At 41.9% G+C, this 24,890-nt stretch carries 21 protein-coding genes, 1 pseudogene and 1 other annotated feature (1 of these 23 only partly in view); of the genes and pseudogenes, 5 read left to right on the forward strand and 17 right to left on the reverse strand.

Going from position 1 to position 24,890, the window contains the following annotated elements; all coding sequences use genetic code 11:
* Positions 1-96: a sequence feature (ribosomal protein L10 leader region), on the reverse strand; it reaches 42 nt to the left of the window's first position.
* Positions 97-180: 84 nt separating this feature from the next.
* From ACZ5C4_RS16725 to ACZ5C4_RS16760, 8 genes and pseudogenes are all read right to left on the reverse strand, one after another.
* On the reverse strand, positions 181-2,535 hold the full coding sequence (locus tag ACZ5C4_RS16725) for a glycyl radical protein (protein ID WP_464521969.1): 2,355 nt from the start codon (positions 2,533-2,535) through the stop codon (positions 181-183).
* 29 nt (positions 2,536-2,564) lie between these two features.
* Positions 2,565-3,470, reverse strand: a complete 906-nt coding sequence (locus tag ACZ5C4_RS16730; protein WP_464521970.1) for a glycyl-radical enzyme activating protein — start codon at positions 3,468-3,470, stop codon at positions 2,565-2,567.
* 14 nt (positions 3,471-3,484) lie between these two features.
* Positions 3,485-4,231: an SDR family NAD(P)-dependent oxidoreductase gene (locus ACZ5C4_RS16735; RefSeq protein WP_464521971.1), complete on the reverse strand. Its 747-nt coding sequence runs from the start codon at positions 4,229-4,231 to the stop codon at positions 3,485-3,487.
* A gap of 32 nt (positions 4,232-4,263) precedes the next feature.
* Positions 4,264-5,544, reverse strand: a complete 1,281-nt coding sequence (locus ACZ5C4_RS16740) for a hypothetical protein (RefSeq protein ID WP_464521972.1) — start codon at positions 5,542-5,544, stop codon at positions 4,264-4,266.
* On the reverse strand, positions 5,513-6,937 hold the full coding sequence (gene nhaC / locus ACZ5C4_RS16745) for a Na+/H+ antiporter NhaC (RefSeq protein WP_464521973.1): 1,425 nt from the start codon (positions 6,935-6,937) through the stop codon (positions 5,513-5,515). Before nhaC (ACZ5C4_RS16745) ends, ACZ5C4_RS16740 begins: the two co-directional genes overlap by 32 nt.
* An 11-nt stretch (positions 6,938-6,948) precedes the next feature.
* A pseudogene (gene nhaC, locus ACZ5C4_RS16750) lies at positions 6,949-8,370 on the reverse strand (Na+/H+ antiporter NhaC).
* Positions 8,371-8,400: 30 nt separating this feature from the next.
* The gene (proC, locus tag ACZ5C4_RS16755) at positions 8,401-9,204 is read right to left on the reverse strand and encodes a pyrroline-5-carboxylate reductase (protein WP_464521974.1); all 804 of its coding nucleotides are present in this window, start codon (positions 9,202-9,204) and stop codon (positions 8,401-8,403) included.
* A gap of 198 nt (positions 9,205-9,402) precedes the next feature.
* Positions 9,403-10,080, reverse strand: a complete 678-nt coding sequence (locus ACZ5C4_RS16760; protein WP_186876730.1) for a FadR/GntR family transcriptional regulator — start codon at positions 10,078-10,080, stop codon at positions 9,403-9,405.
* Positions 10,081-10,439: 359 nt separating this feature from the next.
* On the opposite strand from ACZ5C4_RS16760, the gene ACZ5C4_RS16765 reads away from it, so the two are divergent.
* The 4 genes from ACZ5C4_RS16765 (at position 10,440) to rbsK (ending at position 15,239) form a co-directional block, all read left to right on the forward strand.
* On the forward strand, positions 10,440-11,435 hold the full coding sequence (locus ACZ5C4_RS16765) for a LacI family DNA-binding transcriptional regulator (protein WP_464521975.1): 996 nt from the start codon (positions 10,440-10,442) through the stop codon (positions 11,433-11,435).
* 77 nt (positions 11,436-11,512) lie between these two features.
* Positions 11,513-12,952, forward strand: coding sequence for an ADP-ribosylglycohydrolase family protein (locus ACZ5C4_RS16770; RefSeq protein ID WP_464521976.1), 1,440 nt, complete (start codon positions 11,513-11,515; stop codon positions 12,950-12,952).
* A 29-nt stretch (positions 12,953-12,981) separates the two neighbouring features.
* Positions 12,982-14,328: an APC family permease gene (locus ACZ5C4_RS16775; protein WP_464521977.1), complete on the forward strand. Its 1,347-nt coding sequence runs from the start codon at positions 12,982-12,984 to the stop codon at positions 14,326-14,328.
* A gap of 23 nt (positions 14,329-14,351) precedes the next feature.
* Positions 14,352-15,239: a ribokinase gene (gene rbsK / locus ACZ5C4_RS16780; RefSeq protein WP_464521978.1), complete on the forward strand. Its 888-nt coding sequence runs from the start codon at positions 14,352-14,354 to the stop codon at positions 15,237-15,239.
* 253 nt (positions 15,240-15,492) lie between these two features.
* Here the strand turns inward: rbsK and rplA are convergent, their stop codons facing one another.
* The 8 genes from rplA to ACZ5C4_RS16820 all read right to left on the reverse strand — a co-directional run bounded on the left by rplA (position 15,493) and on the right by ACZ5C4_RS16820 (position 22,696).
* A complete protein-coding gene (gene rplA / locus ACZ5C4_RS16785; protein ID WP_186876725.1) occupies positions 15,493-16,185 on the reverse strand; it encodes a 50S ribosomal protein L1 in 693 nt (230 codons plus the stop codon).
* Between the two features lie 100 nt (positions 16,186-16,285).
* On the reverse strand, positions 16,286-16,711 hold the full coding sequence (rplK, locus tag ACZ5C4_RS16790) for a 50S ribosomal protein L11 (protein WP_186876724.1): 426 nt from the start codon (positions 16,709-16,711) through the stop codon (positions 16,286-16,288).
* Between the two features lie 55 nt (positions 16,712-16,766).
* Positions 16,767-17,285, reverse strand: a complete 519-nt coding sequence (gene nusG, locus ACZ5C4_RS16795; RefSeq protein ID WP_464521979.1) for a transcription termination/antitermination protein NusG — start codon at positions 17,283-17,285, stop codon at positions 16,767-16,769.
* A 27-nt stretch (positions 17,286-17,312) separates the two neighbouring features.
* A complete protein-coding gene (secE, locus tag ACZ5C4_RS16800) occupies positions 17,313-17,510 on the reverse strand; it encodes a preprotein translocase subunit SecE (protein WP_464521980.1) in 198 nt (65 codons plus the stop codon).
* Between the two features lie 21 nt (positions 17,511-17,531).
* A complete protein-coding gene (gene rpmG, locus ACZ5C4_RS16805) occupies positions 17,532-17,681 on the reverse strand; it encodes a 50S ribosomal protein L33 (protein ID WP_186876721.1) in 150 nt (49 codons plus the stop codon).
* A gap of 220 nt (positions 17,682-17,901) precedes the next feature.
* A complete protein-coding gene (locus ACZ5C4_RS16810; RefSeq protein ID WP_464521981.1) occupies positions 17,902-18,183 on the reverse strand; it encodes a nucleotidyltransferase family protein in 282 nt (93 codons plus the stop codon).
* A gap of 153 nt (positions 18,184-18,336) precedes the next feature.
* The gene (locus ACZ5C4_RS16815; RefSeq protein ID WP_464521982.1) at positions 18,337-20,559 is read right to left on the reverse strand and encodes an autotransporter outer membrane beta-barrel domain-containing protein; all 2,223 of its coding nucleotides are present in this window, start codon (positions 20,557-20,559) and stop codon (positions 18,337-18,339) included.
* Complete coding sequence (locus tag ACZ5C4_RS16820; RefSeq protein ID WP_464522367.1) at positions 20,549-22,696, reverse strand: efflux RND transporter permease subunit; 2,148 nt, start codon at positions 22,694-22,696, stop codon at positions 20,549-20,551. Before ACZ5C4_RS16820 ends, ACZ5C4_RS16815 begins: the two co-directional genes overlap by 11 nt.
* Before the next feature lie 297 nt (positions 22,697-22,993).
* Here ACZ5C4_RS16820 and ACZ5C4_RS16825 point away from each other — a divergent pair, with 297 nt between their 5' ends.
* Positions 22,994-23,629: a TetR/AcrR family transcriptional regulator gene (locus tag ACZ5C4_RS16825; RefSeq protein WP_464521983.1), complete on the forward strand. Its 636-nt coding sequence runs from the start codon at positions 22,994-22,996 to the stop codon at positions 23,627-23,629.
* An 89-nt stretch (positions 23,630-23,718) separates the two neighbouring features.
* Here ACZ5C4_RS16825 and ACZ5C4_RS16830 read toward each other — a convergent pair whose 3' ends face one another.
* On the reverse strand, positions 23,719-24,867 hold the full coding sequence (locus ACZ5C4_RS16830) for an AI-2E family transporter (RefSeq protein WP_464521984.1): 1,149 nt from the start codon (positions 24,865-24,867) through the stop codon (positions 23,719-23,721).
* Positions 24,868-24,890: the final 23 nt, after the last annotated feature.

The following is a 24,890-nucleotide window of genomic DNA, read 5'->3' on the forward strand; positions in this document are numbered from 1 at the left end:
CACAAATTCAATACAAGAATTTTACTCTTCCTCGGCAGGCGTTTTCTCCTTATGCCTTACGGCACCTGCTGTCTTTGGCAGTTACTAATATAAAATAGCATGGTTTATGGATTATGTCAAGAACAATCCACATTTTCTCATATTCTCACTGCCATATTTTTTTCTGAGGATATTTCCTTTCTACAGCCCCTGCTGAAGAGTACGAGTAATGATATTATCCTGTACCTGCTTATCCAGCTCAATAAAATAAGCCGAGTAACCCGCTACGCGAACCAAAATATTCTGGTAGGATTTCGGATCTTTTTGCGCTGCTTTTAGTGTATCCGTATCTACCACCGTAATTTGGATATGCTCTCCCTTCATATTACAGAAGGATCTTACTACACTTTCCAAAATATCCAACCCTTTTTCCCCTTTTATCACCGCTGGATCGAATCTCTGATTTAATAAGATCCCATTCTGAGGTATAAAATGATCTAAATGAGAAACCGACTTCACTACCGACGTAGGTCCACAGCAGTCCAGTCCATTCATGGGTGATGCATTATCCGCCAGGTCGGCAAACGCATGCCTCCCGTCTGGTGTAGCCCCGATAAGTCTTCCAACAACTACATTATAAGATTGTGTCGCATATACTGTGGTAAATCTTCCACCACGCCCATCCATGAAATGGACAATATCCTCGTTACACTGATCCACAATCCATCTTGCATAGTCATCCACCAGTTCAATATCATTGCCGTACTTAGGTGCTTTATTAAGGAGAAGCTGGCGCATATCTTCGCGGCCTTCAAAGTCTTTCTCTAACAATTCCATTAATTCTGCCATCGTCAGATACTTTTTGTCAAATACACACACCTGGATCGCCGCAAGAGAGTCAGCCACATTGGCAATACTTGTGATCGCTGCAGCCGAATATTTATGTTCCGCGCCTCCCTGCTGCAGTACCTTTCCACTGTCAATACATCCATCAACAAAGCAGGAAGCCGCGATCGTCGGCAGCATATAGGCATGGCAAGAAACAATTTTATCAAATGTAGTAAGGAAATATTTTACAAAATACTGTTCCTGTATCTTATATGCTTCCATAATCTGCTCCACTGAAGTAAATGTCCTTACATCTCCTGTATGTGGCCCTACCTGTTTTTTCGTCAATGGATCCATACCATCGTTCAGCGTAATCTCAAGCACCTTAACAGGATTAAAGTATCCTACATTTGCGTTAAAATCTGTTTTTCCCGGAACAATTGATTCTACACACCCACAGAAAGCATAATTTCGAGCTTCCTTAAGTGTAAACCCAAGGGAAAGCAATGTAGGAATACATACATTGTCGTTAAAAATAGCCGGCTGGCTTGCCCCTGAACGTATCGCTTCCAATGCTAGACGAAATGTCTTTCTGTTTATATTATCATGGTATCGGAAGGACATAACTGGCGCCTTAGTTGGCATCTCTGTGATCGATTTAAGAATCAGATCGGTCAGTTCATTACAGCCGTCTTTCCCATTAGGCAACATTCCGCCCATCAGCATGTGCATCCAAAGTGGACACCCTGCATAGGCAAGAGATTCCGTCTGATTTCTAAGTACCCACAGATCGGAACACTTTAGCTTCAGTTCGTGAACCAGATTCATAATAAAATCTTCACTGACTCCATTTTTAATATCCTGTGCATAGAACGGATACATATATTGATCAAACCTGCCAAAGCAGTGATTCTGTCCGTTTACTTCCAGCATAAGAGCCAGATGTGTAAACCACACCAGTTGTATTGCCTGATGGAAATTCTGCGGCTTATTCTCCGGAACAACACGACAGTTTTCCGCAATCGTCAGAAGCTGTTCCTTTCGTTCGGGATCGCTACATTCTTCTGCCATTTTTTCCGCTAACTCCGCATAACGACGTGCATAAGCAATGATAGCCTCCATAACAATGATCATACTTTCCCATGTCATCTTCTGCTCAAGGGAAGTAATATCCATATCCTCCATTGCTTCCAGCTTTTGTTTACACAGATCGATATAATGCCGGTATCCATATTTTACTAAATCATAATATGCCGGTGCATGAGAACCTGTAGAAACGTTCGTACTTCCAGTTGTAAAAATACCAATATCCACCATTTCTGCAACTTCTGGTGCGATTTGTTGTTTTGTATAGTCGCCAAACGTTTTTCCCTTCCATTGAGCCACGATCTTTTTCAATTCTTCCTTTTCCCCAGGCATAAACTGATAACTGTCAGCCGTCCTTGTATCTATCGTATCCACATCATCATAGAGCCAGGCTGTTACTTCTGGGAACACTGGACACGAACGGAACCTGGAACCCTGGTTTCCTGCCAGAACCGCTTCATCATCAATATAGATCGTTTTATTCTCCAGAAAATACCGAAAGAACTTTGCTCTGCGAAGCATAAATGGTTCCATATACGCCTGACTGTAAAACTCCGTCACCATCCTCGCCCGTTCTAGGCAGATGCTCGGTTCTGTTTCAAATTCTCTTTCACGTAACTTTTGGATCCTCTCAAATACCATATTCTTACCTCCTTACCTTGATCAATAAATTATTTGATATAAAAACAATGTTTCCCACTGCCTTTTAAGACTTCTTCGGCCGTAGCTACAAGTGAGTCCATTTCTTCCTCTGAAGGCGGCCTTACATCATGCAACGCATACCCTCGTCCCAGTGCCTTGTATTTCGATTCGCCCAAATTATGATATGCCAACAATTCATACTCCCGTACATTTGGAATTGCCTTAATAAATTCTGCTATCCCTGTAATATTCAATTTTTCATCATTATATCCCGGGATTATAGGTGTCCGTATAGTAATCGGAACACCAAATTCAGAAATTTTCCGAATATTGTCTAATATCAGCTGATTCCCTCTACCTGTCAACCTTCGGTGAATCTCTGTATCAATATGTTTCAGATCCATGAACATAGCGTCGATAAAAGGAAGCACTGTTTTAAACTTTTCATACTCTGCATATCCACAGCTCTCTAACATAACATGGATACCCTCTTCGTGGCATTTTTTTGCAATTTGCGTCAAAAATTCCGCCTGTACAAGAGGCTCCCCGCCGGAAAAGGTAACACCTCCCGACGACATAGAATAGAACATTCTGTCCTTCTCAATCTCTTTAAAAAGTTCCTCCACCGTGTATGCTTTTCCTGTCACATATTTTGCACCAGCATAACAGATCTCCGTACAGTGAAAACACTTCACACAGCTTTTTCTGTCAATAGTCGGTCCCGCCTCAGTCAGTACAACCGCTTTTTCAGGGCACTCTTTCACACACCGCATACAGCCTATGCATTTAGCGGAAGATTCCATGATTTCCTGTTGAAAAGACTGTGATTCCGGATTGGCGCACCATTTACACCCGAGTGGACAGCCTTTGAAAAATACCAGTGTCCGCAGACCATCCCCGTCGTGAACAGAACACTTTTGAATATTGAAGATCATGGGAGCCTCCTTTTTTAGTCCATAATAATACCGCCATTTACATCCAGTATTTCTCCATTTATATAAGAAACTTTATCATTACAGAGAAACGCAACCGCTTCGGCAATTTCTGATAGTTTTCCCAGTCTACGCGAAGGGATCATAGCAAGTGCGTCTTTCCATCTATCATTTGCCAAAACCTGTTCCGATTCCACCCACCCTGCTGCAACAGCGTTGGAATTAATATCATAATCCGCTAGTTCCAGTGCATAAGATTTTGTAAAACTGATAACAGCAGCCTTTGTCGCTGAATATACAGCTACTCCCTTTCCTGGATTCTTTCCATCGCACGAGCTGATATTTATAATTTTTCCATAATTATTGGGAAGCATGGACTGTTTTACTACCTGCTGTGACATAAAAAACAATCCTTTCATATTAACGTCCACAACAAATTCAAAATGTTTCTCATCTACCTCCAATACTGGAACCGCTGGATAGACTCCGGCATTATTCACCAAGATGTCTATCCTCCCCATTTCTTTTACTGCTTTTGCTACCATTGCAGAAACCGCCTGACAGTCCGTAATATCCCCCTGCAGAGGGAAGCCCTTGACTCCAAAGCTATGTATCTCTTTCATCACCTCAGAATTCTCGTCCACCTTCAAATCATTTACAATGACATCTGCCCCGTATTCCGCCAACTTTAATGCAATGCATTTTCCGATTCCTCTAGCTGCCCCTGTCACCAAAGCAACTTTACCTGCCAACATGTTTGCCATCTGTATTCCTCCTCTCCATGTCTGCATGCGTCTTAATGCTCATATAAATTATAGTCTGCTATAATAATTTCCGTATCCTGTTTTCTTTCGAATCTCTCTGTCAGATATTTTATACCGATCTCTTTGACTGCCAACAACATTGCATAGGGGTTTTCGACATCTATGAAACCTCCTAGATATTCTAATACAGCTTCAAAGAACAGCTTTCCTCTGTATACCACTTTCTTCGCAGTGTTATCAATTTTTTCAAAATCAATCGTATCGACTATATGTGGAAGATATCCTTCCAGCTCCCGTGCATATTCCAATGTCTGTATGATTTCTCGCGAAGATACCTGTGGAGTCAATCCCTGATTCGCCATAGTCGTCACAGCGTGCCCTGTTTGGTATATATACTGCCCCGCCATATCGAAAAGTAAATGTTCTGACATGTGTGCCGTATTTAATTCTATCTTCTTTTTATTGCGCCCTAGTTTATTTGCAAAGATCATAGAACCGACCATTTCTTGCCCGTGTATTTGTTTTAAGGCAGAAAGAAATACCAACCTTTTCATTGGGGAATAAAACATATCGCCAAAAGAATGTGCAATTTTTGCTCCCATGAGTGTTTCGATTATATATTTTTCTAAAAGTGCACATCCTATCAGAAGTCCCAGATCTCCCGCCTTATCTCCATATCCGTCGTCTAAATTAGAATGGATCAGTGCTCCGTCTTTCTTTTTTTCTGCCATCAGGGCTATCGCCTGTAGCGTACTCTTTGTTCTCTGTTTTACGTCTGTATATTCTGGATAATCCCAGCCAAAAAACTGAGATACATTTCCGATCGTAGTCACTCCTGCACTTAGCGCCTTTTGTACGAGCGAATAGGACGCCGGACTCCCAATCATATTATCTCCTAAATGTGGCTGCATTTCCGGATAAATGCCAAGAATGTTCCAATCTTCTTGCTCTGCAAAATATAATGCATCTCCACGTCTATTTTGCTCTCTTATCGTCTCCGGCAACGCCATTGCGTAATCAATACTGACACCGAAACGATCTAAATGTAATTTTTCTTCTTTCAGCAATATTTCCAGTTCTTCTGCCTGATTCTGAAATTCCGCAAGATTTCTACAACACAGGTGATAATGATACATCAGTTCTCCGCTTTTTGCCTTTATTTTCTTATAGCTTAATTCAGAGCGTACACCCTTTTCCTGCACAAAAGCCGTTTTTCTGACCGCAATACTGCCCGCGCGCTTTTTCGCTTCGTCCAGAAAGCTTAAATCGGTTTCTTCCACATCACACTGTACTTTCTTTAATATGTTTTCCACCTTTTTTCTCCTTATTTACATATTTAATCCCAATTCCTGTAGCCGCACAAAGTAGCGCAATGATCGGCGTCGCGATCCCCATAATATAGTAAGGCATATACTGCATTACCGGAACCCCCAGCGTCGCCGCACAATAAATTCCATTTGTTCCCCACGGAACTATCGGACAAATTGTTGTTCCGCCATCTTCCAGCGTCCTAGAAAGAACACATCTGTCAATTCCCTGCTCATCGTATTTCTGCCCCAGTGCATTTGCCGGCAGCAACATGGCAAGATACGGATCCGCCGCAAAGTACCCAAGACAAAGCGTGGATACTAATGTAGTAGAAATAAGACCGAATCTTTTATCCGTCAATTTCGCCGTTTTGGCGATCAAATTCCGCATGACACCCGTACGTTCTAACGCTCCTGCAAGCATCAGGGACATCATCATCAAAGTAATCGTTCCCGTCATAGAATTAAGTCCGCCCCTGGTCAGTAATGTATCTACTGCTTCTATACCCGTATTTCCCGTATATCCTTGGTGCATAAAGCCAAGCGCATCACTCAAGGAGCGTCCCTGGACCAGAACTGTGAAAACTGCTCCCGAAAATGCTGCAAATAGCATAGTAGGGATTGCCGGAAATTTCTTTGCAATGAGTATAATGAGCAGAACAAGAGGCAGTAAGAGCAAAATATTAAAATGGAACGCCTCCTCTAATCCTTCCATAATGAGATTTACCTGGGTATAATCTACATTGGCATTCCCATATCTTAAACCTATAATGAAAAATACAACCAACGATACTAGCAAGGCAGGTTCATTTGTAAATACCATAGATTTAACGTGCTTATACAAATCTGTTTTTGCCACTGCCGCCGCAAAATTGGTAGAATCCGACATAGGCGACTGCTTATCTCCAAAAAATGCACCGCACACAATGGCACCCGCTGTAATGCCTGACGGAATACCTAGACCATATCCCACTCCCATAAACGCAACTCCGATGGTTCCGATTGTCGTCCAGGACGATCCTGTAACCAATGACATAATACTACACAGGAATAAAACAGATACCAGAAACCATTTCGGAGAAAAAATTTCCAGTCCATAATAAATCACCATCGGAACGATTCCACTAGATATCCAGCTTCCTACCGTCATACCAATCAGACAGATGATCAAAATCGCCTCGATTGACTCTGAAATACTTTTTACAATAGACGCCCTCATATCTGCCCATGGCACACCTAGATATACACCATAAAGCAATATCAACGCCGTGCTGCAGAGCAACGGGATGTGGGGATCCCGTTTCAGGATCACCACCCCGATAAGTAGAACCGCTATTGCCAGTATCATTATTATAATAGAAGAAGTAAAATTTCCCTCTTTTTCTGTCCTTCGCTTCATTTTCTTTTCCTCTATACAGTTTCCGTTACGCTCTTTTTCGCTTTATACATTCCAATTCCTAGAAATGCGAACAAGATCGTTAATATCGGTGCTAAAAATCCTACAAAATAATATGGCAAATACGCAGTAACCGCTACCCCCAAAGCCGCTGCCGTATAAAGACCTCCCGATCCCCATGGAACCATAGGAGCAAAGAATACAGCTCCAGAGATAGAACGGCAGAGAACACTTCTGTCATAACCCAATTAATCATACGCTTCTCCATAAACCTTTGCTGGAAGCATCATTGCAAGATACGGATCCGCTGCAATATAACTGAAAATAAATGTCGTGGCCGTCGACGTAGCAACCAGCGGGCCAGGCTTTTTAACCAGTCTAGCTATTTTTGCCAAGATTGCGTGCATGATACCTGTTCTCTGCAGTACTCCTGCCATCCACATAGACAAAATTACAATTGCAACCGTATTCATCATGGCGGAAAGGCCTCCGCGGGTCACGATACTATCCACAGCCTCTACCCCTGTATTGCCTACATATCCTTTCATCATAAATCCTAGGGAATCAGCTAATGAATTGCCCTGGAATAAAACAGAACATATACATCCTGAAAATGCTGCAGCTATCATGGTCGGAACCGCTGGAAATTTGATAACAATCAAGACAATCAACAAAACCGGAGGTATTAATACTGCCGGCGTCAGATTAAAGCCAGCCGCCAATCCTCCAAGTGTTTCTTGTATACTCTCTTCTGCACCACCTAAATCTCCTCCGGAGTATCGAAGACCAATAAACACATAAATGATTATTCCGATCAGCAAAGCCGGAATATTAGAAATAAACATTCCTTTTACACCGTTGTAAAGCCCTGCTCCCGAAATCGCCGTAGCAAAATTACAACCGTCAGACATAGGAGATTGTGTATCGCCAAAAAAGGAACCACATACAATAGCCCCCGCCACAATAGCCGGATTGATTCCCATTGCCATACCAATTCCCATGAATGCAACACCAATCGTTCCTACTGTAGTCCAAGATGACCCCGTCAGAGTACTCATCAAAGCACACAAAAATACCGCAAACGGAAGCAAGAACGCCGGTGAAAACACCTTCAGTCCCCAATAAATGATGAAGGGAACTGTTCCACATGATACCCATGCGCCCACAACCATTCCTATAGACATCATAATAATGATCGCTTCTATACATTCTGATATAGACTTTACTGCGGCGCTCATCATGTCACTCCATGTAATATGTAAATAAAGTCCGAAGAATACCAGCACAAATGTACACATAATCAACGGAATATGTGGATCTAGTTTTAAAACAAGAATACTCCCCACCAGAATCAATATCACTATCAACATAACTACAATAGATAAACCAAATGTTGCCTGTCTTTCTTCCCGTTTTTTCTTATTCCTTTCTTCCATATATCTGCCCTCTCTTTTTCTCTTCCTCACTTATGCCAGTTCCTTCGAACGGCGTGCCGCTTCTTCTACACTGTGCATGATTTTCCCATATATTCCTTCTTCATTCATAGTATATATCCCTTCAATACCTACTCCACCAGGCGAAGTCATTGTATCCAGAATTTCAAAGGGATGCTTCTTTATCTGTTCTACCTTCATTGCTGTTCCGATCATGTTCTCAATTGTAATCGCTCTGGCATCTTTTCTTGAAAAACCAGTTCTGACGCCCGCATCTATTAAAGCATTCATCAAATATAAGAGATAGGCCGGACCTGTGCAACTGTATGCCGTAAAGTTATCAAACATGTCTTCCGCTATCTCCATCACACGTCCAATCGCCTCCATCATTCTGAATACTGGTTCTGCCATCTCTCTGTCTACATTACCGTTCATACACAACGATGTATAACCGCGCTGCGTCTCAGTCAATGTATTAGGCATTACTCTAATTATCTTTTTATCGGAGCCGATCCATTGTTCAAAGCTTTTTATCCTCACACCAGCGCAGATAGAAACAAATATGCTTTTTTCCTCCAGAAAAGATTTCACTTGTACACTTACATTTTCAGCATCCTGCGGTCTTACGGCAAACACTAAAATATCTGCTTCTTTTGTCGCTTCCTCGATAGAAACACATCCTTGTATTTTGTATTCCTGTTTCAAAAACTCCACTCTAGAAGAAATAATGTCATATACATATATTTCCTCCGGCAAAAAGGAAGCCTCTTTTAACATTCCGCGGATAATTCCTTCTGCCATATTACCTCCGCCTATAAAAGCTATCTTCTGTTTCATTTCTTCCTCCTTAGTTGTATGATGTCTTTATATTTGTATGATGTATTATCATGTAAATATTACACCTTTGTTTGTTAATTGTCAATCTATCTCAACATATTTTACAATAACTTTTTCTGTTTTTTATTTTTTTATAAAATATGCACAAAAAACTCCTGCCCGATTATTCAATCTGGCAGGAGTCACCTATATAACCATTTATTCATCTATTTTCCCATAGTCATTAATAGAATGTAGAATATGAAGCTGCATCGCCATCCTGGCGCCGTCGGCATCTCCATCCTGAAAATATTCCATCAACATTCTATGGTCACTGACCGTATGTTTATGCACTTTCTGTTCTACCCCAAAATCCTGGAATTTTCCTACAATTTCTCCACTAATAGTTGAAATAAGATTGGAAATAAGTGCATTATGTGTAGCTGCCGCAATCGCATTATGGAAAAGGCGGTTTACTTCCACACAGTCTTCCCCAAGTTCCAATTTTTCTTCAATGATCCTCTCATATTCTTTAATTTTCTGTATTTCTTCATTGGAAGCACGCTGCACGGCATAATAGGCGGAGTATGGTTCTATGATCAGACGTACCTCGTATAAATCTTTTATCCTCATCTCCGAATAGCTGATTCCAGTCAGCAAATTCAACGTTCTATTCCCCATCTGTTCCGAAACAAAAGTCCCCAGCCCCCTCTTTACTTCCAGAATATTCTGGTCTACAAGAGACTGTATCGCTGCGCGCAATGTTGTTCTGCTTACCCCCAGAGCCATACAGAAATCATTTTCATTCGGAAGCTTATCCCCGGGAGAAAATTGATGTTTTAAAGTAATCATTTCCAGAATTTCCGTGGCAATTCTCTCCGAAAGTCGTTTTTCCATATTTTATACCCCCCCCCCTAAAAATTTGCACTTTATAATATAAATATTATCATTTTTTGTAAATTATGTAAATTATTTATTTAGCTTCTTTCTTTTTTACCTTTCACGATAAATGCATGAGTCCTTAATTGCAAAACTAAATCCCCCTTATGTATCTGTATACATTTTATCTGTTTTATTTGCTAATCAAATAGATATAATACACAAAAATAATATTTAATTTTTGTGTATAAAGTCAATAGACATATAAAAATTAAATGCTATTATATAACCATGAAAGTTAGGTAAACGTTTACCTACAACGTTTACCTAAAATTTTCCTAAACTAATTGCGAATACATAATATGGAGGAAGTGCACATGAAAAAAATAACTATGAAAGATATTGCTCGGGAAGCGGGTGTATCCATCACCACTGTTTCAAAAATTTTAAACAATGTAGATATGCATATTAGTGAGGCCACAAAAGAAAGAGTCATGGAACTTGTGAAAGCATATAACTATGTCCCTAATCAGATCGCCAAGGGACTGAGAAGTAAAAACAGTAATACAATCGGCATTGTTACTTATGATATTGCAGACCCTTATGTATCACAGATTATTGTTGGGGTTGAATCTGTTAGCAAAGCAAATGATATAAGTGTTTTAATCTGTAATACCAATCCGGAAAAAGAATCAGAATTAGAAGATATCCAATTCCTGACTTCCAAAATGGTAGACGGCATTATTTTTCTTCGTTGTTTATCTGCAAAGAATGAAGAGTGGGTTTCTAACTTAAAAATTCCCATTATTGTTGTGGATCGCGAATGGTCCATGGACATTCACGATATAGGTATCATTGATTCCAATTCTGTTGCGGCTGTTTATAAAGTCACAGAATTATTGATTAAGGAAGGCTGTGAAAAAATTGCCTACATTGGACCATTTCCAGATAAGCGCTCCAGTAACAGAATCCAGGGCTATAAAAATGCTTTACAGGACAACAGAAGGTCACTGGATGAAAGCCTGATTTATCAAGAAGGCTTCTTTACACCGGAAACCGGTATAAAAGGAGTACAGAATATTTTCAACGGACAAAAGATAGACGCTGTTGTCTGTGCCAACGATTTGATTGCTTCTGGCGCATTACTCGCGTTGAATCGAAAAGGGATCTGCGTTCCGAAAGACGTAAAAGTAACCGGTATTGACAATATAGCTCTTTCCCAATATCTAATCCCACCGCTTACTACCATAGATCTTCATGGCTATCAAGTGGGGGTAGAATGCGCTCAGATGCTCATTGCAAGGCTCCGCGATAACGTTGCGTTATCAAAGAAATTAATTGAATGCGAAATTGTAAAACGTGAATCTGTATAAATGATAGATAATTTCTTATCGGCCGAAAGAAATTTAGCTATAAAAAATATAAACATGCAAGAAAGGGATCTAATATTATGAAACATTTTATGGAAAATGACACATTTGGTCTGTATACCGCAAGAGTTTATTACGATTGGCAGCAGGCAAAAGATGAGGGACGGGACGTAGCACATCTGAAAGAAACGTGCCAGGCAATTCAAAAAAGATTCTATGCTGATGATCGCGCCGTTACTTTAGGGGACTATGAATTAGCATGTGCTCTTGAGAAGCAGATGAGAGAGGCGCCCATATTAAAAAACTATCCATATGACGAACCCTCCGACTATGCAAGAATTTTGGAGGCAAGACCAAAACACACAAAAGAAGTCGCTACTATTTCAGATGAAGAAATGAAACGTCGTATACTAGGCGGATGGACGGGGAGGATTGCAGGGTGTCTGTTAGGCAAACCTCTGGAATTCTGGAAATACAAAGATTTAAAAGGAATGTTAACAGAAACAAACAATTATCCCGTAAACCGGTATGTTTCTACAGAGGATTTCACGCCGGAGATGATTGAAAAATATCACATTGTAACTGGCACGCCTTTAAACAATCAGCCTTGGATCGATGAGTTGGAAGGGTATGCACCCATTGATGATGATACTAACTATACGGTGCTTAATATGAAAGTAATGGAAGTTTTCGGTTACGAGTTTGATCCCGGTGATGTTTTATATGCCTGGTTAAACTGGCTTCCTGCGGGAGTGTGCTGTACAGCAGAAAGAGTTGCCTATAAAAATGCAGTAGAAGGATTTTCTGCTCCTGACACAGCCAGACTGGGGAATCCCTACAGAGAATGGGTAGGGGCACAGATTAGAGCTGAAATCTTCGGGTGGGTAAACCCAGGCAATCCCGAGGCAGCAGCCGAGGCAGCATTTCGTGATGCCTGTATATCACATACAAGAAACGGTATTTACGGCGAAATGTTCACCGCAGCAATGGTTGCCGCAGCAATGCACACAACAGATATAAAAGAAGTGATTCAGGCCGGTCTTAGAGAAATTCCTGAAAATTCGAGAATTGCAGAAGCAGTTCGTTCTGTAATTGCAGATTATGAAAGCGGAATGCCTCTAAAGGAAGCTATGGACAAAATACACCTCCTTCATAATGAAGATAATATTTTCGAATGGTGTCATATCATTCCGAATGAAAAAATTGTTGTCCTTTCTCTTTTATATTCTGAAGGAGACTTTACACGTGCGATTGGAAACTGCGTAGAGTGCGCTTTTGATACGGATTCTAATGCAGCGGTTGTCGGCGCCGTCATGGGAACGTTGTATGGTGTTGAAAAAATCGAATCCAAGTGGATCGCTCCACTTGGCGGTCGTCTCGCAAGTACAGTATTAGATGAGTCTATGAATGAAATAGCCGACCTTACAGAAAGAACTTTCAAGATTGCCAAACGTGAAATCACACCGGATACCCGGTTAAAACGCAGATATGACTATAATGAAAGTTTTGACATCGAGTAATTGCAAGTTCAAGAGAGGAGAAAAAATTTATGTCTAAAGATGGTCTGAAAAGGGAAATGGGACTTTTCTCTGCAGTATGTGTCTTAGTAGGAACTGTTATTGGCTCCGGAATTTTCACAACTCCTGGACAGATTGCAGCTACTGCCGGTTCTTTTGGTCCTAATATGCTGGCATGGATCATAGCGGGGACCAGTGCCATACTTTGCGCTTTAGTTTATGCAGAGCTTTCTCCTGCAATGCCTAAAGCCGGAGGTTCTTATGTTTATATAGATGAAGCTTTTGGACATGGCGCTTCTTTCGTTTATGGCTGGTCTAGCATTTTAGGTAACTTTCTTGCAGTTATCGCGATGATGGCGACAGCATTCGCAAGTAACTTTGCAGTGCTATTTTCTGGGCTTAATCTATCAGTAACGGGACAAAGAATGGTTTCAACTGCGCTGATCATAATCCTTTCCTTGGTTAATATCAGAGGAGTTAAAAATGGTGCTATGGTACAAAACATTTTTACGATTGCAAAGGTTTCCGTACTGGTTTCCGTTATCGTTGGTGGTATTGTTGCGTTAAGACCGGAAAATTTTACAACTACAGTAACGGAAACAGTACAGTGGGAAAGTTCTTTCGCCGCAGCAGTTCCTGCGTTGAACGCATTTGGCGGATATTATGTACTTTCTTATATGAGTGGAGAAATCAAGAATCCTAAGAAAAATCTTCCTTTGGCAACTATTATAGGTATGGGGCTTGTTATCATCATCAATATGCTCCTTACTATCGCATGTGTTGGTTCTGTCGGCTTCGCAAACTTAGCCGGTTCCGCAACTCCTGTGAGTGCAGCGGCAGAAGTCGCATTTGGAAAAGTAGGTGCTACACTGATTACATTAGGCGCAACTATTTCCATTTTCGGCGCAGCCAATGGCTCTATGCTCAGTATGCCCCGCGTTGCTTATGCTATGGCTGATAATGATATGATGTTTCCTGTGTTTGCAAAACTACATCCCAAATATAAAACACCATATATCACGATTATTATTTATGGGGTTATTGCTATTTTCTTTGTCTGGACCGGCAGTTTTATGACATTGTTGATGATGAGCACATTTGTCGGCTGCTTAAGTGAAGTCGCAGTATGTCTTTCCTTATTTATCTTACGTAAAAAGCAGCCTAATATGGAACGCCCTTTCAAAATGTGGGGGTATCCTATTACTGCAATTTTAGCTACGCTTATCACATTTGTGCTTGTGTGTTGCGTATCTCCCGAGCAAATTTTAAGCGGAAGCTTTTTAATGCTGACTTCTATACCGGCATACATGATTTTCAGAATTATTAGTAAGAAGAAGCGGGGTTCAAAAACAGAGTCTCCGATGGACTCTTCATTATAAATATATGAAGAAAGGAAAGTACCATGAAAAAAATAGGCGTAATCGGCAGTATTAATATGGATATGGCGGTGACTACTGAAAGAATCCCCAAAAGAGGAGAGACACTGAGAGGCGAAAATCTGCAGTATATTCCTGGTGGAAAAGGAGCAAATCAAGCAGTGGCTGCTGCCAGATTAGGGGCGCAGGTTGAATTTTTTGGCTGTATAGGAGAAGATGCTTTTGGAGAAAGGCTACTAAAAAATCTGCAGATGCAATCAGTGGGTACTGAATATATTAAAGTAGTTCCACAAATATCCAGCGGACTGGCTATAGTTACTGTGGGAGAAAACGATAATACGATTATTGTAGTTGCAGGCGCAAACGATTATGTTGATATCGCCTACATTGATTCGGTAAAAAAACATATTCTGGAATGTGACCTCATAATGCTACAACATGAGATTCCTCAGGAAACCAATGAATATGTCATTCACCTATGTAATGAAAACGGTATTGATGTTATTTTGAATCCTGCCCCTGCAAGACCTGTCAGAAAAGAGATTCTGGAAGAAGTAACTTATCTTACGCCAAATGAGCATGAAGCTGTGATCATATTCGAAAAAGTGTGTGAGCTGGAGAGGACAATGAGAAAATATCCGGAAAAACTAATTATTACACAAGGTTCCAAAGGCGTAAGTACTTACTTAAAAAATGGTAAAATTTTTCATGTTCCGGCAAGGAAATCAAAAGCAGCAGATACTACCGGAGCAGGCGACACATTAAACGGAGCCTTTGCAGCAGCAATTATAAAAGATTATTCTACAGAGAAGGCTTTGGCGTATGCAAATATTGCGGCAGGTCTTTCCACAGAAAAAATAGGAGCACAGGAAGGCATGCCTACAGATAAAGAAGTGCGCCTGGAAATGGAATGACGCAATCTTTATTCAAGCGAAGAGCAAACACTTGGAGCTGTCGCACATTGATGTGACAGCTCTATACACATTCAATACAAGAATTTTCGACTTCCTCGGCAGGCGTTTTCTCCTTATACCTTACGGCACCTGCTATCTTTGGCAGTTACTAATATAAAACAGCATGGTTTGGCCTTGATCGTGCAAAAAAACAAACCGCCGCAGCATAAATGAACATGTATGCTGCAACGGTTCTCTACACATCTTTATAAAATTACGCCAGCTTCAGTGGGTTGATTTTTACTCCAGGACCCATTGTTGATGTCAGTGTAACACTCTTTAAATACTGTCCTTTTACTGCTGCTGGTTTTGCTTTATTGATTGCGTCGATAAGCGTCTGGAAGTTGTCCGCTAATTGTTCTTCGGTAAAGGATGCTTTACCGATTGGCACATGGATAATATTTGTCTTGTCGAGTCTGTACTCAATCTTACCAGCTTTGATATCATTGATTGCTTTTGTCACATCCATTGTAACAGTTCCGGCTTTCGGGTTCGGCATTAAACCTTTCGGACCAAGTACACGTCCGAGACGTCCAACAACACCCATCATATCTGGTGTAGCAACAACCACATCAAACTCCAGCCATCCTTCGTTCTGAATCTTCGGAATCAGGTCATCTCCACCTACGAAGTCTGCTCCGGCTGCCTTTGCTTCTTCCGCTTTTGCATCCTTTGCAAATACAAGAATACGTACTTTTTTTCCTGTTCCGTGAGGAAGTACAACTGCACCACGGATCTGCTGGTCAGCGTGACGTCCGTCACATCCTGTTCTGATATGAGCTTCGATTGTCTCGTCAAATTTTGCTACTGCTGCTTTTTTTACCAATGCTACTGCTTCATCTCTATCGTAAAGATTTCCTCTTTCGATCAATTTTGCAGCTTCGATATATTTTTTTCCTCGTTTCATTCTATATAACCTCCTTGTGGTATTGGCGGGAACGAACCCCTCCCACTTTTTGAATTCACAAATTTTTTATTCACGAATCAGTCCTTGCAGTTCACAATGCCTACTCTTCTACTGTTACACCCATAGAACGGCATGTTCCTGCGATCATGCTCATAGCAGCTTCTACTGTTGCAGCATTCAAATCCGGCATCTTTGTCTCAGCAATTTCCTGTAACTGTGCTTTTGTAATTGTAGCAACCTTTGTCTTGTTCGGCACGCCGGAACCTGATTTAATCTTGCATGCTTTCTTAATCAGAACTGCCGCCGGCGGTGTCTTTGTGATGAAGCTGAAGCTTCTGTCATTGTATACTGTGATAACTACAGGAATAATCAAATCGCCCTGATCTGCAGTTCTGGCATTGAACTGTTTTGTAAATTCAACGATATTCACACCGTGCTGTCCAAGTGCAGGACCAACCGGTGGTGCTGGTGTTGCCTTTCCAGCAGGAATCTGTAACTTGATATAACCTTCTACTTTTTTTGCCATTGTTCATTACCTCCTTGTGGTATTGGCGGGACTTTTCCATCCCTCCCACTCATTTTCAATCCATCTTTCTTACTTCTGAAAAACTAAGTTCAACCGGAGTTTCACGGCCAAACAACTCTACATTGATCGACAAGCTCTGCTTTTGTTCATTCATGCTCTGAATCACGCCCACAGTGCCTTCCCATGCGCCGCTTAATACGGACACAGTATCTCCAACCGTAAAGTCCACAACTATGTTTTCCTGCTTGATCCCAAGCCGCGCCATCTCTCCTTCTTCCAGAGGTACCGGCTTAGAGCCCGGACCGACGAACCCTGTCACGCCTCTTGTATTTCTCACAACGTACCATGTGTCGTCATTCATAATCATGTGAATCATCACATAACCAGGAAACATTTTCTTCTGGCTTGCTTTCTGGACGCCATTTTTCAGCTCTACGACTTCCTGCATAGGAACCCGCACTTCCAAAATCTGGTCTTCCAGATGGCGGTTTTCAATGGTCTTATCAATGTTCGCTTTTACTTTGTTTTCATACCCCGAATAAGTATGAACCACATACCATTTTGCCTCTGACATAAAATCACCTTTCTGCTTTAAGTCCGGCTATTTCACCAATAAGTCTATTCCGTATTTTAAAATCGCATCAATTACTGCAATCAAAGCTCCTACAAATACGGAAGTTGCAACTACTGCCGCCGTCTTTCTTGCAAGTGTTATCTTGTCTGGCCAAATGACTTTACGAAACTCTGCCTGAAGCCCTTTGAACCAGCTTTTCTTCTGAGTCTTTGTCTTCTCACTCATACGTCCACTTCCCTTCAGCGACTATTTCGTCTCTTTGTGCAGTGTGTGTGATTTACAGAACTTACAGTACTTTTTCGTTTCCATGCGTTCCGGATGAGCTTTCTTATCCTTCATCATGTTGTAATTACGATTCTTGCATTCCGTACATTCCAATGTGATTCTTGTGCGCACAACTTCCACCTCGCTTTTAACATATTCACTACGTGTTACTGATGGTTGCGAAGCCATCCATTTTTAGGCATAAAAAAAAGACCTACTTCCATTCGCTAGAAAATTGTATCATAGCGTAGAATGGAAGTCAAGCCTTTTCCTGTTTTAAATCAAATGCCCAAAATCCGCCTTTTTGCTCTTTTCTAAATTTTTCAGGCTTTTGCAAAATGTATTATAACGGTTAATAAATTTGTCTCCCATACTTTTTTATATCCTCCAGCAAGAACTCATTGTGAATACTATCATAATCAAAAATATCAATTTTCCGGAGTGTATCAATTTCCTCGAGCTCCGTCTCAAGTCTCAGTATATCCTTACACCCGTAAACAACAAAATCTATGTCACTGTCAGGCGTTGCTGTCCCTGTAGCAAATGAGCCAAATAGATCCAGCCGCTTCACACCGTTTTTCTTACATATTTTGACAACTTTATCAATCACTTCTGGAACAGGCATAGTATACATTGCTTTTCCCCTTTCCTTATCCTCTCTGTACACGAGCGTTTGTGTCCTTGTACAGAGAAGATAACTTCACCTTATCACAGGAAATTTTTCGTGTCAATTCTTTCCATCTTCTTTTCAAAACCGGCTTATTTCCAGGGGCAGGCTTTCTTTTATTTATTCCGTTACAAAAATAAATTTCACCTGCCCCTCCATTTCATCTGATATGCCACTGAAATTATTATACTTTCTGGAGGCATCCAGCATTTCATTCATTTTGTCCAGAAGGCTTCCCACGTCTCCTTCAAATACCTCCGTCAATTTTTCAATCCCTTCTTCATTAAACTGCAACATTCCGTCATTTAAGGCAGCAGCACCTTCATCCAGCTGTACAACCCCATCTATCAATGCGCCAGAACCACTCTGCAGCGTGCCCAGTCCGGCCGTCAGTGTATTCGCTCCACTGTTGAGCGCCTCTGCTCCTTCGGAAAGCCCATTTGCTCCTGTATAAAGTGCGGATAGTCCGGCTGCCAGCCCATCTTCCCCTTCTACTCCGGCAAGCAGGCTGGAAGTTCCCCCTTTCAGTTGTGTCATTCCCGCTGAAACCTGGGCGACAAGTCCTTCCTCCCCGCTTACTGCTGTTTCCAGAGACTGCATGCCTGCCGCAATACCAGGAGTTCCTGTGGCAGGATTTCCCTGATTCAGCGCTGCGTCAAGCTGTGCAATCCCGCCTCCTACTGCTCCCTGGGTACTCAACGCCGTACTTAAGGTCTGCGCGCCTGCCGCCAGTCCCTGCTCTCCATTTAATGCCTGATCTGCGGTATACAGCCCATTCTTCACTGCTTCTGCTGCTGCCAATACTTCTGCCGGCGCTGCCGTACCTTGCGCCTGCCGCTGCACATTTACAGAATCTCTTGTCTGCTGCTCTGTCGAAAGAGAGGCAATTACATCCTCTAACGCCGCTGCCGTCTCACCTGTAACAGCGCCACTGTCGACTAGGTTTTGCAGCGCGGCGATTTCCTCTTGACTGGAGGTTGTATCTATGGCCCCCGTCTCCGACGACATTGTATTTAAATAAGTATATACACTTTCTGCCCCCGCATATAGGGTACCTGTACTTTCTGCGAGTCCGTCTATCCCTGAACTGACAGACTGTGCGCCGGAAGCAACAGTTTCCATATTTTCATTTAATGCTTTTGCTCCCACCGCAACTTCTCCGATCCCTGTATTCAAATCAGCTATGGAACCAGATAAGGTGGGAAGCTGTACTTCTAACTGCTGTTGCATCTGCGTAGCTCCTGCATCCAGGCTTGCAGCGCCAGGCGCCAGAACAGAGGAAACCTGACTGGAGGCTGTTCCCAACCCGTCTGTCACCTGTTGCGCGCCGTCCGCCAGGGTAAGCGTTCCCTCCTTAAGTTCTGCTCCTCCGTTTACTAAAGCCTGTATTCCATCTGTCAGTGTACCGGAGGAGGACAGCAGTGTGTCCAGGCCTGTCTTTAACTCACCTGAACCACTCACAAGCTGATTTGCCGCACTCTGTAACTCTGCCATAGAACTCTTCAAGTCCGAAATACTGTTAAATTGCTCTGTATCTATTTCATTAAACACATCATTCGTAGCAATCGTTATCGCTTCCGGCGCCTGATATTCCTTCACATCTGCCTCTATTTCAAAATATTCCGGAATGTCCAGAAGATCCGTTCCCAGTTCCTCCTGCATTTGCGGCATACCGATTCCCACCGCCATGTCCCTGCTTCCGTCAGAGAGCAGCTTCCCATTTGTCACAGCAACATTGGAGAATACATCCCCGTCAAAAACAACTCCTGTGGCCATCAGAAAAGGAACATATCCGCCTGTATTTTCTCTGGATATATTTTTATAGGTATAGCGCATCACCAGATGCCCGCTTTTCCCCTCCAGTTCTTCTGCGTTTATCTGTTTTCCGTCTAATTCATACGTAATCTCGATACCGACGGGAAGCGTTTCCTCTGTTGTCCCCTGATAGACAATATCCTTTCCCTGTCCGTTCCATACAAGCTTTTCATCTTCGTTTGAGAAAGTTTCGTCTCCTTTGACATTTTCTATATTCTGCAGCTGTGATGTATCCTGAATATCTGTTTTATTTGTCACGTTGCGAAGCTGATCGGAGACAATAACCGATTCCACAGCTCCCTGCCCATTTACTTTCGCATATACGGTCTCGTCTTTGACCGGCCGTACCTCTGTTGTACCTCCTGCTTTGGATGTTTCTTCTGTGTTGTCAGCCGGTTTTGAAACTGCCTCTGTCTCTATGCTGCCAGAGCTTTCCTTTGCATATAAGGGCTGTGATGTAAAGCTTCCCACAGTCAATGCCAATAAAAGAGCCCCCGCAATTAACATTCTATATTCTCTATTTTTCATGTTGTCTACCTCCATTCTCTATTTTAGAAACCTGTTTGAAGCTTCCCTGCTCCACTTTGCCCTTCTTGCCCAGAAATCCAACAGACAGCCGGCAGATCGGTTTATCGAAAATCATAAACATGGCCGGAAGCACCAATATTACAACACACATACTGATAATGGCGCCTCTTGCAAGCAGCGTACAGATAGAACCGATCATGTCTACCTGCGAATAGCACGCCACGCCGAAGGTCGCCGCGAAAAAGCTCAAACCACTGCTGATAATAGAAAGCATACTTGTTTTGTGCGCAATGGAAATCGCTTCTTTTTTGCCTCTGCCTCTCTGCCTCTCTTTCTGATAGCGGCTTGTCATCAAGATCGCATAGTCTACCGTCGCTCCCAACTGAATCGTTCCTATCACAATGCTTGCTACAAATGGAAGGCTCACTCCCTGATAATAAGGAACCGCCATGTTTACAAAAATGGCAAACTCAATCACCGATACGAGAATCACCGGAAGCAAAAGAGACTTGAATACCAGCATGATAATCAGGAAAATTGCGATAATCGAAATCGCATTGACAACTTTCAAATCTATGTCTGTCACGTCCTGCAAATCTTTCATCATAGGCGCTTCCCCGATCACAAGTGCCTTGTCATCATATGATTTTACAATCTTGTCTATGGACGCAACCTGTGTATTCACTTCTGGTGTCGCCGAAGCATACTCGGAGCTTACAAACGCCAATTCATATTTATCACTTTGCATCATACTTTTTATGTCGTCCGGCAACATGGTATCCGGAACGGCCGGACCTACAAGCGAATTTAATCCAATCGTCCACCGCACGCCTTCTACCTTTTCAATCTCTTCCAGCATGCTGCTTTTTTCCTTTGCGCTTAAGTTCTTATCCATAAGAATCATATGCACATTTTCCATGTCAAACTCTTTTTTTAATTCCTCATTTGCCACATTGGACTCCAGTGAATCCGGCAGAGACTGTGCAATGTTGTAATAGATTTCCGTATGATTATTCCCATAGATTGCCGGAAACAGCAGCAGAACGAACAAAGCGATCCATACCTTATAATGTTTCGTGATAAATGCAGACGGTTTATCGAGATTTTTTATAAGAGGTCTGTGCCTCGTTTTTTCAATCGGTTTGTCGAAAATCAGAATCAAAGCCGGCAATAACGTTACACAGCAGAGCACACCGATAATAACGCCTTTTGCCATGACAATTCCCAAATCCTTCCCCAACGCAAATGTCATAAAGCACAGCGCTGCGAATCCTGCTACTGTAGTTACAGAACTGCCGACCACAGACTTAAACGTATTTGCAATGGCATGCCCCATTGCCCTGTCTTTCTCCCCTGGAAAACGCAGCTTGTTTTCCTCATAGCTGTTCAACAGGAAAATAGAGTAATCCATTGTAACTCCAAGCTGCAGCACTGCTGTCAGCGCTTGCGTAATATAGGAAATCTGTCCTAAGAAAAGGTTGCTTCCCATATTATATAAGATCGCTACTCCGATACTTAGAAGGAAAAATACAGGTACCAGGAAGGAGGTTCCTGTCAGCTCCAATATCAAAAACGCCAATGCCGCGGCAATCACAACATAGATCGGCAGTTCTTTCAAACAAAGATTCTTAATATCTGTGACAATTCCTGTCATTCCGCTGATGAAGCACTGTTTGTCTGCAATCTGTCTCATTTCTGTCAATGCATCCATCGCTTCATCCGACGACGTCGTATTGTCAAACAATGCCAGCATCATTGTGGCGTCTCCATTGTAAAACACCTCTCTTATATCCTTCGGCAGCATTTCTACCGGCAGAGAAAGATCTGCCACATCATCATACCAGAGTACATCTTTGACATGAGGCACTTCGCTAAACTTCTCCTCCAGCTTCTGAACATCTTTTAGCTCCATGCCTTCTACAACCACCATGGAAAATGCACCCATTCCATACTCGTCAACCAGTATATCCTGCCCTTTTACTGTTTCCAGATTTTCCGGCAGATAACTCAATAAATCATAATTAATTCTGGTCCTGGCGATTCCGATTATAGAAGGAATCAACAGCAAAACTCCCATAATCAGAATGAATACCCGATGCCTGGCTATCCACTTCCCAGTTTTTATCAATCCAATCATCTCCTGACTTTGCGCGTACAGCAGATTCATCAGTCATATTTGCCTGATTATCAATCGGCAAAATCTACACCATACGCATATAATTTTCTTTACAGTCTCATTATACGCAAAACTGACCAATAGTCAATATAAAAAATGAATTTTGGTCATTTTGTTGACATTTCCTTATTTTCCATACATAATATAAATAGGATTTGACATTGCAATGGAATAATTTATATCCACGCCAACGTAAAAGAAGGTATCACAATGTACCTTTCGGAGTATACTTTTTTTGTTTCAGAGGAGGTTATGAGAATGGGGAAGGTAGAAATAAAAAAGAAAGAAAAGAAAAACGCGTTGTTTCAAAACGCATTTGATTTGTTTATAGACAAGGGCTTTGCAAAGACTACCATCTCGGATATTGTAGAACGTGCCGGACTGGCGAAGGGAACTTTCTATCTTTATTTTAAGGACAAATACGATCTGCGGGACAAGCTGGTCGTCTATAAAGCCGGACAGCTTTTTACAGATGCACACAATGCTTTAAAGAAGTATCCAGACATGGATTTTGAAAAACAGTTTCTTTTTGTGACAGATTATATTATTGAACGCTTACAGGCACAGCATAATCTGATGAAATTCATTTCCAAGAACCTTTCCTGGGGAATTTTCCGAGACACCTTTTCCAGTACGGTTCCACAGGAATCTGTCCCCTTCTATGAATATTATCTGGAATCCATGAAAAAAAGCCATATTATCTGTGCGGAACCAGAACTGTTGCTGTTTACTATTATTGAACTGATCGGCTCCACCTGCTACAACTGTATTATTTTAGAGCAGCCCGTCTCTATGGACAAATATCTGCCTTATCTGCACCAGTCCATCCTACAGATTTTCCGTTCATTTACCGAACGAGAACAGGCATACTGCCCGAAGGATTTTATATCATAGGTCAGTCCGAAGGATTTTCCTATGATATAAAACGAGCGCCGGTGTATGGGATACACTTTACTGTATTTTCCCACCTACCGGCGCTGTCTTTAAATTTTCACTCCTTTTCCTTTGAGCCTTTTATATACACTTTCTCGAAACAGACTATAGATAACCGATACAATCGGAATGAAAATTAACATTCCGACTACCCCCATCAGGCTGCCTCCGATGCTCACCGCAGCCAGTACCCAGATAGACGGCAGTCCCACAGAGTTGCCTACCACCTTAGGATAAATCAGATTGCCTTCAATCTGCTGGAGCACCAAAAACATAACGATAAATATCAGCGCTTTCACCGGATTCACCATCAAAATTAAAAACGCCCCTACAAAGCAGCCGATAAATGCGCCAAAAATCGGTATCAAAGCTGTAAATGCAATCAAAATTCCTACCAGAAGCGCATACGGCATCTGGAACACTGTCATAGCGATAAAGAACATCACGCCCAAAATCAATGCCTCCAGACATTGTCCTGCAAGAAAACTGGAAAAAATCCTGTATGTTAAAGAGAATACATCCAGCAGCCATTCCACCCATTTTTTCGGCAGATATGCAAGCATTACCTTTTGAATCTGGACGGTTAATTTTTCTTTCTGCAGCAGGATATAGCATGCAAATACAAAAGCAATCAGAAATGTCGCCACTCCGCTTATAATTCCTGTTGCGGCAGACACTGTTGAATTTACCACATTTCCTGCACTGCTGCGGAAGAATTCAACTATACCGTTTATAATTTTATCCCAGTCCATATTCACTTCTTCCAGCCACGCCAACACTTCTTTATTGTCTACAAAAAGGTCTTCCAGCCACTTCTGCGCCCTCGGCACAAAATCTCCGATACTCGTCCCAAGAGAGAGAAACGTCTTGCCAAGCTCTGGAACAACGACAAACATCACAAGTACCACAATTCCCAATACCAACAAAATCGTAATTATCATACTGACCGGACGCGCCAGCTTTTTCATATATTTATTCTGAGCCCACCGTTTATGGCTGAAAATCTTGTCTTCTAAAAAACTCATAGGCACATTCAGCACAAAGGCAATCGCCCCGCCCAGAAGAAATGGGAACATGATTCCAAAAAGATAAGAAATCCCCTCAAATACTACTTCATACTTCCAGAGAGCAATCAGGATTACAATCGTAAATACAATCAAGCCTCTTAATTTTTTTATTGTTTCTTTATCCAGATTCATTCTTGTCTCCTTACATCCTGTCT

It is taken from the genome of Mediterraneibacter flintii (genome assembly GCF_055387595.1).

Excerpts from the sequence above, each read along its gene's own strand:
- ACZ5C4_RS16725 (WP_464521969.1), bottom strand. The coding sequence starts at position 2,535 with ATGGTATTTGAGAGGATCCAAAAGTTACGTGAAAGAGAATTTGAAACA.
- ACZ5C4_RS16730 (WP_464521970.1), bottom strand. The coding sequence starts at position 3,470 with ATGATCTTCAATATTCAAAAGTGTTCTGTTCACGACGGGGATGGTCTG.
- ACZ5C4_RS16735 (WP_464521971.1), bottom strand. The coding sequence starts at position 4,231 with ATGGCAAACATGTTGGCAGGTAAAGTTGCTTTGGTGACAGGGGCAGCT.
- nhaC (WP_464521973.1), bottom strand. The coding sequence starts at position 6,937 with ATGAAGCGAAGGACAGAAAAAGAGGGAAATTTTACTTCTTCTATTATA.
- proC (WP_464521974.1), bottom strand. The coding sequence starts at position 9,204 with ATGAAACAGAAGATAGCTTTTATAGGCGGAGGTAATATGGCAGAAGGA.
- ACZ5C4_RS16760 (WP_186876730.1), bottom strand. The coding sequence starts at position 10,080 with ATGGAAAAACGACTTTCGGAGAGAATTGCCACGGAAATTCTGGAAATG.
- ACZ5C4_RS16765 (WP_464521975.1), top strand. The coding sequence starts at position 10,440 with ATGAAAAAAATAACTATGAAAGATATTGCTCGGGAAGCGGGTGTATCC.
- ACZ5C4_RS16770 (WP_464521976.1), top strand. The coding sequence starts at position 11,513 with ATGAAACATTTTATGGAAAATGACACATTTGGTCTGTATACCGCAAGA.
- ACZ5C4_RS16775 (WP_464521977.1), top strand. The coding sequence starts at position 12,982 with ATGTCTAAAGATGGTCTGAAAAGGGAAATGGGACTTTTCTCTGCAGTA.
- rbsK (WP_464521978.1), top strand. The coding sequence starts at position 14,352 with ATGAAAAAAATAGGCGTAATCGGCAGTATTAATATGGATATGGCGGTG.
- rplA (WP_186876725.1), bottom strand. The coding sequence starts at position 16,185 with ATGAAACGAGGAAAAAAATATATCGAAGCTGCAAAATTGATCGAAAGA.
- rplK (WP_186876724.1), bottom strand. The coding sequence starts at position 16,711 with ATGGCAAAAAAAGTAGAAGGTTATATCAAGTTACAGATTCCTGCTGGA.
- nusG (WP_464521979.1), bottom strand. The coding sequence starts at position 17,285 with ATGTCAGAGGCAAAATGGTATGTGGTTCATACTTATTCGGGGTATGAA.
- secE (WP_464521980.1), bottom strand. The coding sequence starts at position 17,510 with ATGAGTGAGAAGACAAAGACTCAGAAGAAAAGCTGGTTCAAAGGGCTT.
- ACZ5C4_RS16810 (WP_464521981.1), bottom strand. The coding sequence starts at position 18,183 with ATGTATACTATGCCTGTTCCAGAAGTGATTGATAAAGTTGTCAAAATA.
- ACZ5C4_RS16815 (WP_464521982.1), bottom strand. The coding sequence starts at position 20,559 with ATGAAAAATAGAGAATATAGAATGTTAATTGCGGGGGCTCTTTTATTG.
- ACZ5C4_RS16820 (WP_464522367.1), bottom strand. The coding sequence starts at position 22,696 with ATGATTGGATTGATAAAAACTGGGAAGTGGATAGCCAGGCATCGGGTA.
- ACZ5C4_RS16825 (WP_464521983.1), top strand. The coding sequence starts at position 22,994 with ATGGGGAAGGTAGAAATAAAAAAGAAAGAAAAGAAAAACGCGTTGTTT.
- ACZ5C4_RS16830 (WP_464521984.1), bottom strand. The coding sequence starts at position 24,867 with ATGAATCTGGATAAAGAAACAATAAAAAAATTAAGAGGCTTGATTGTA.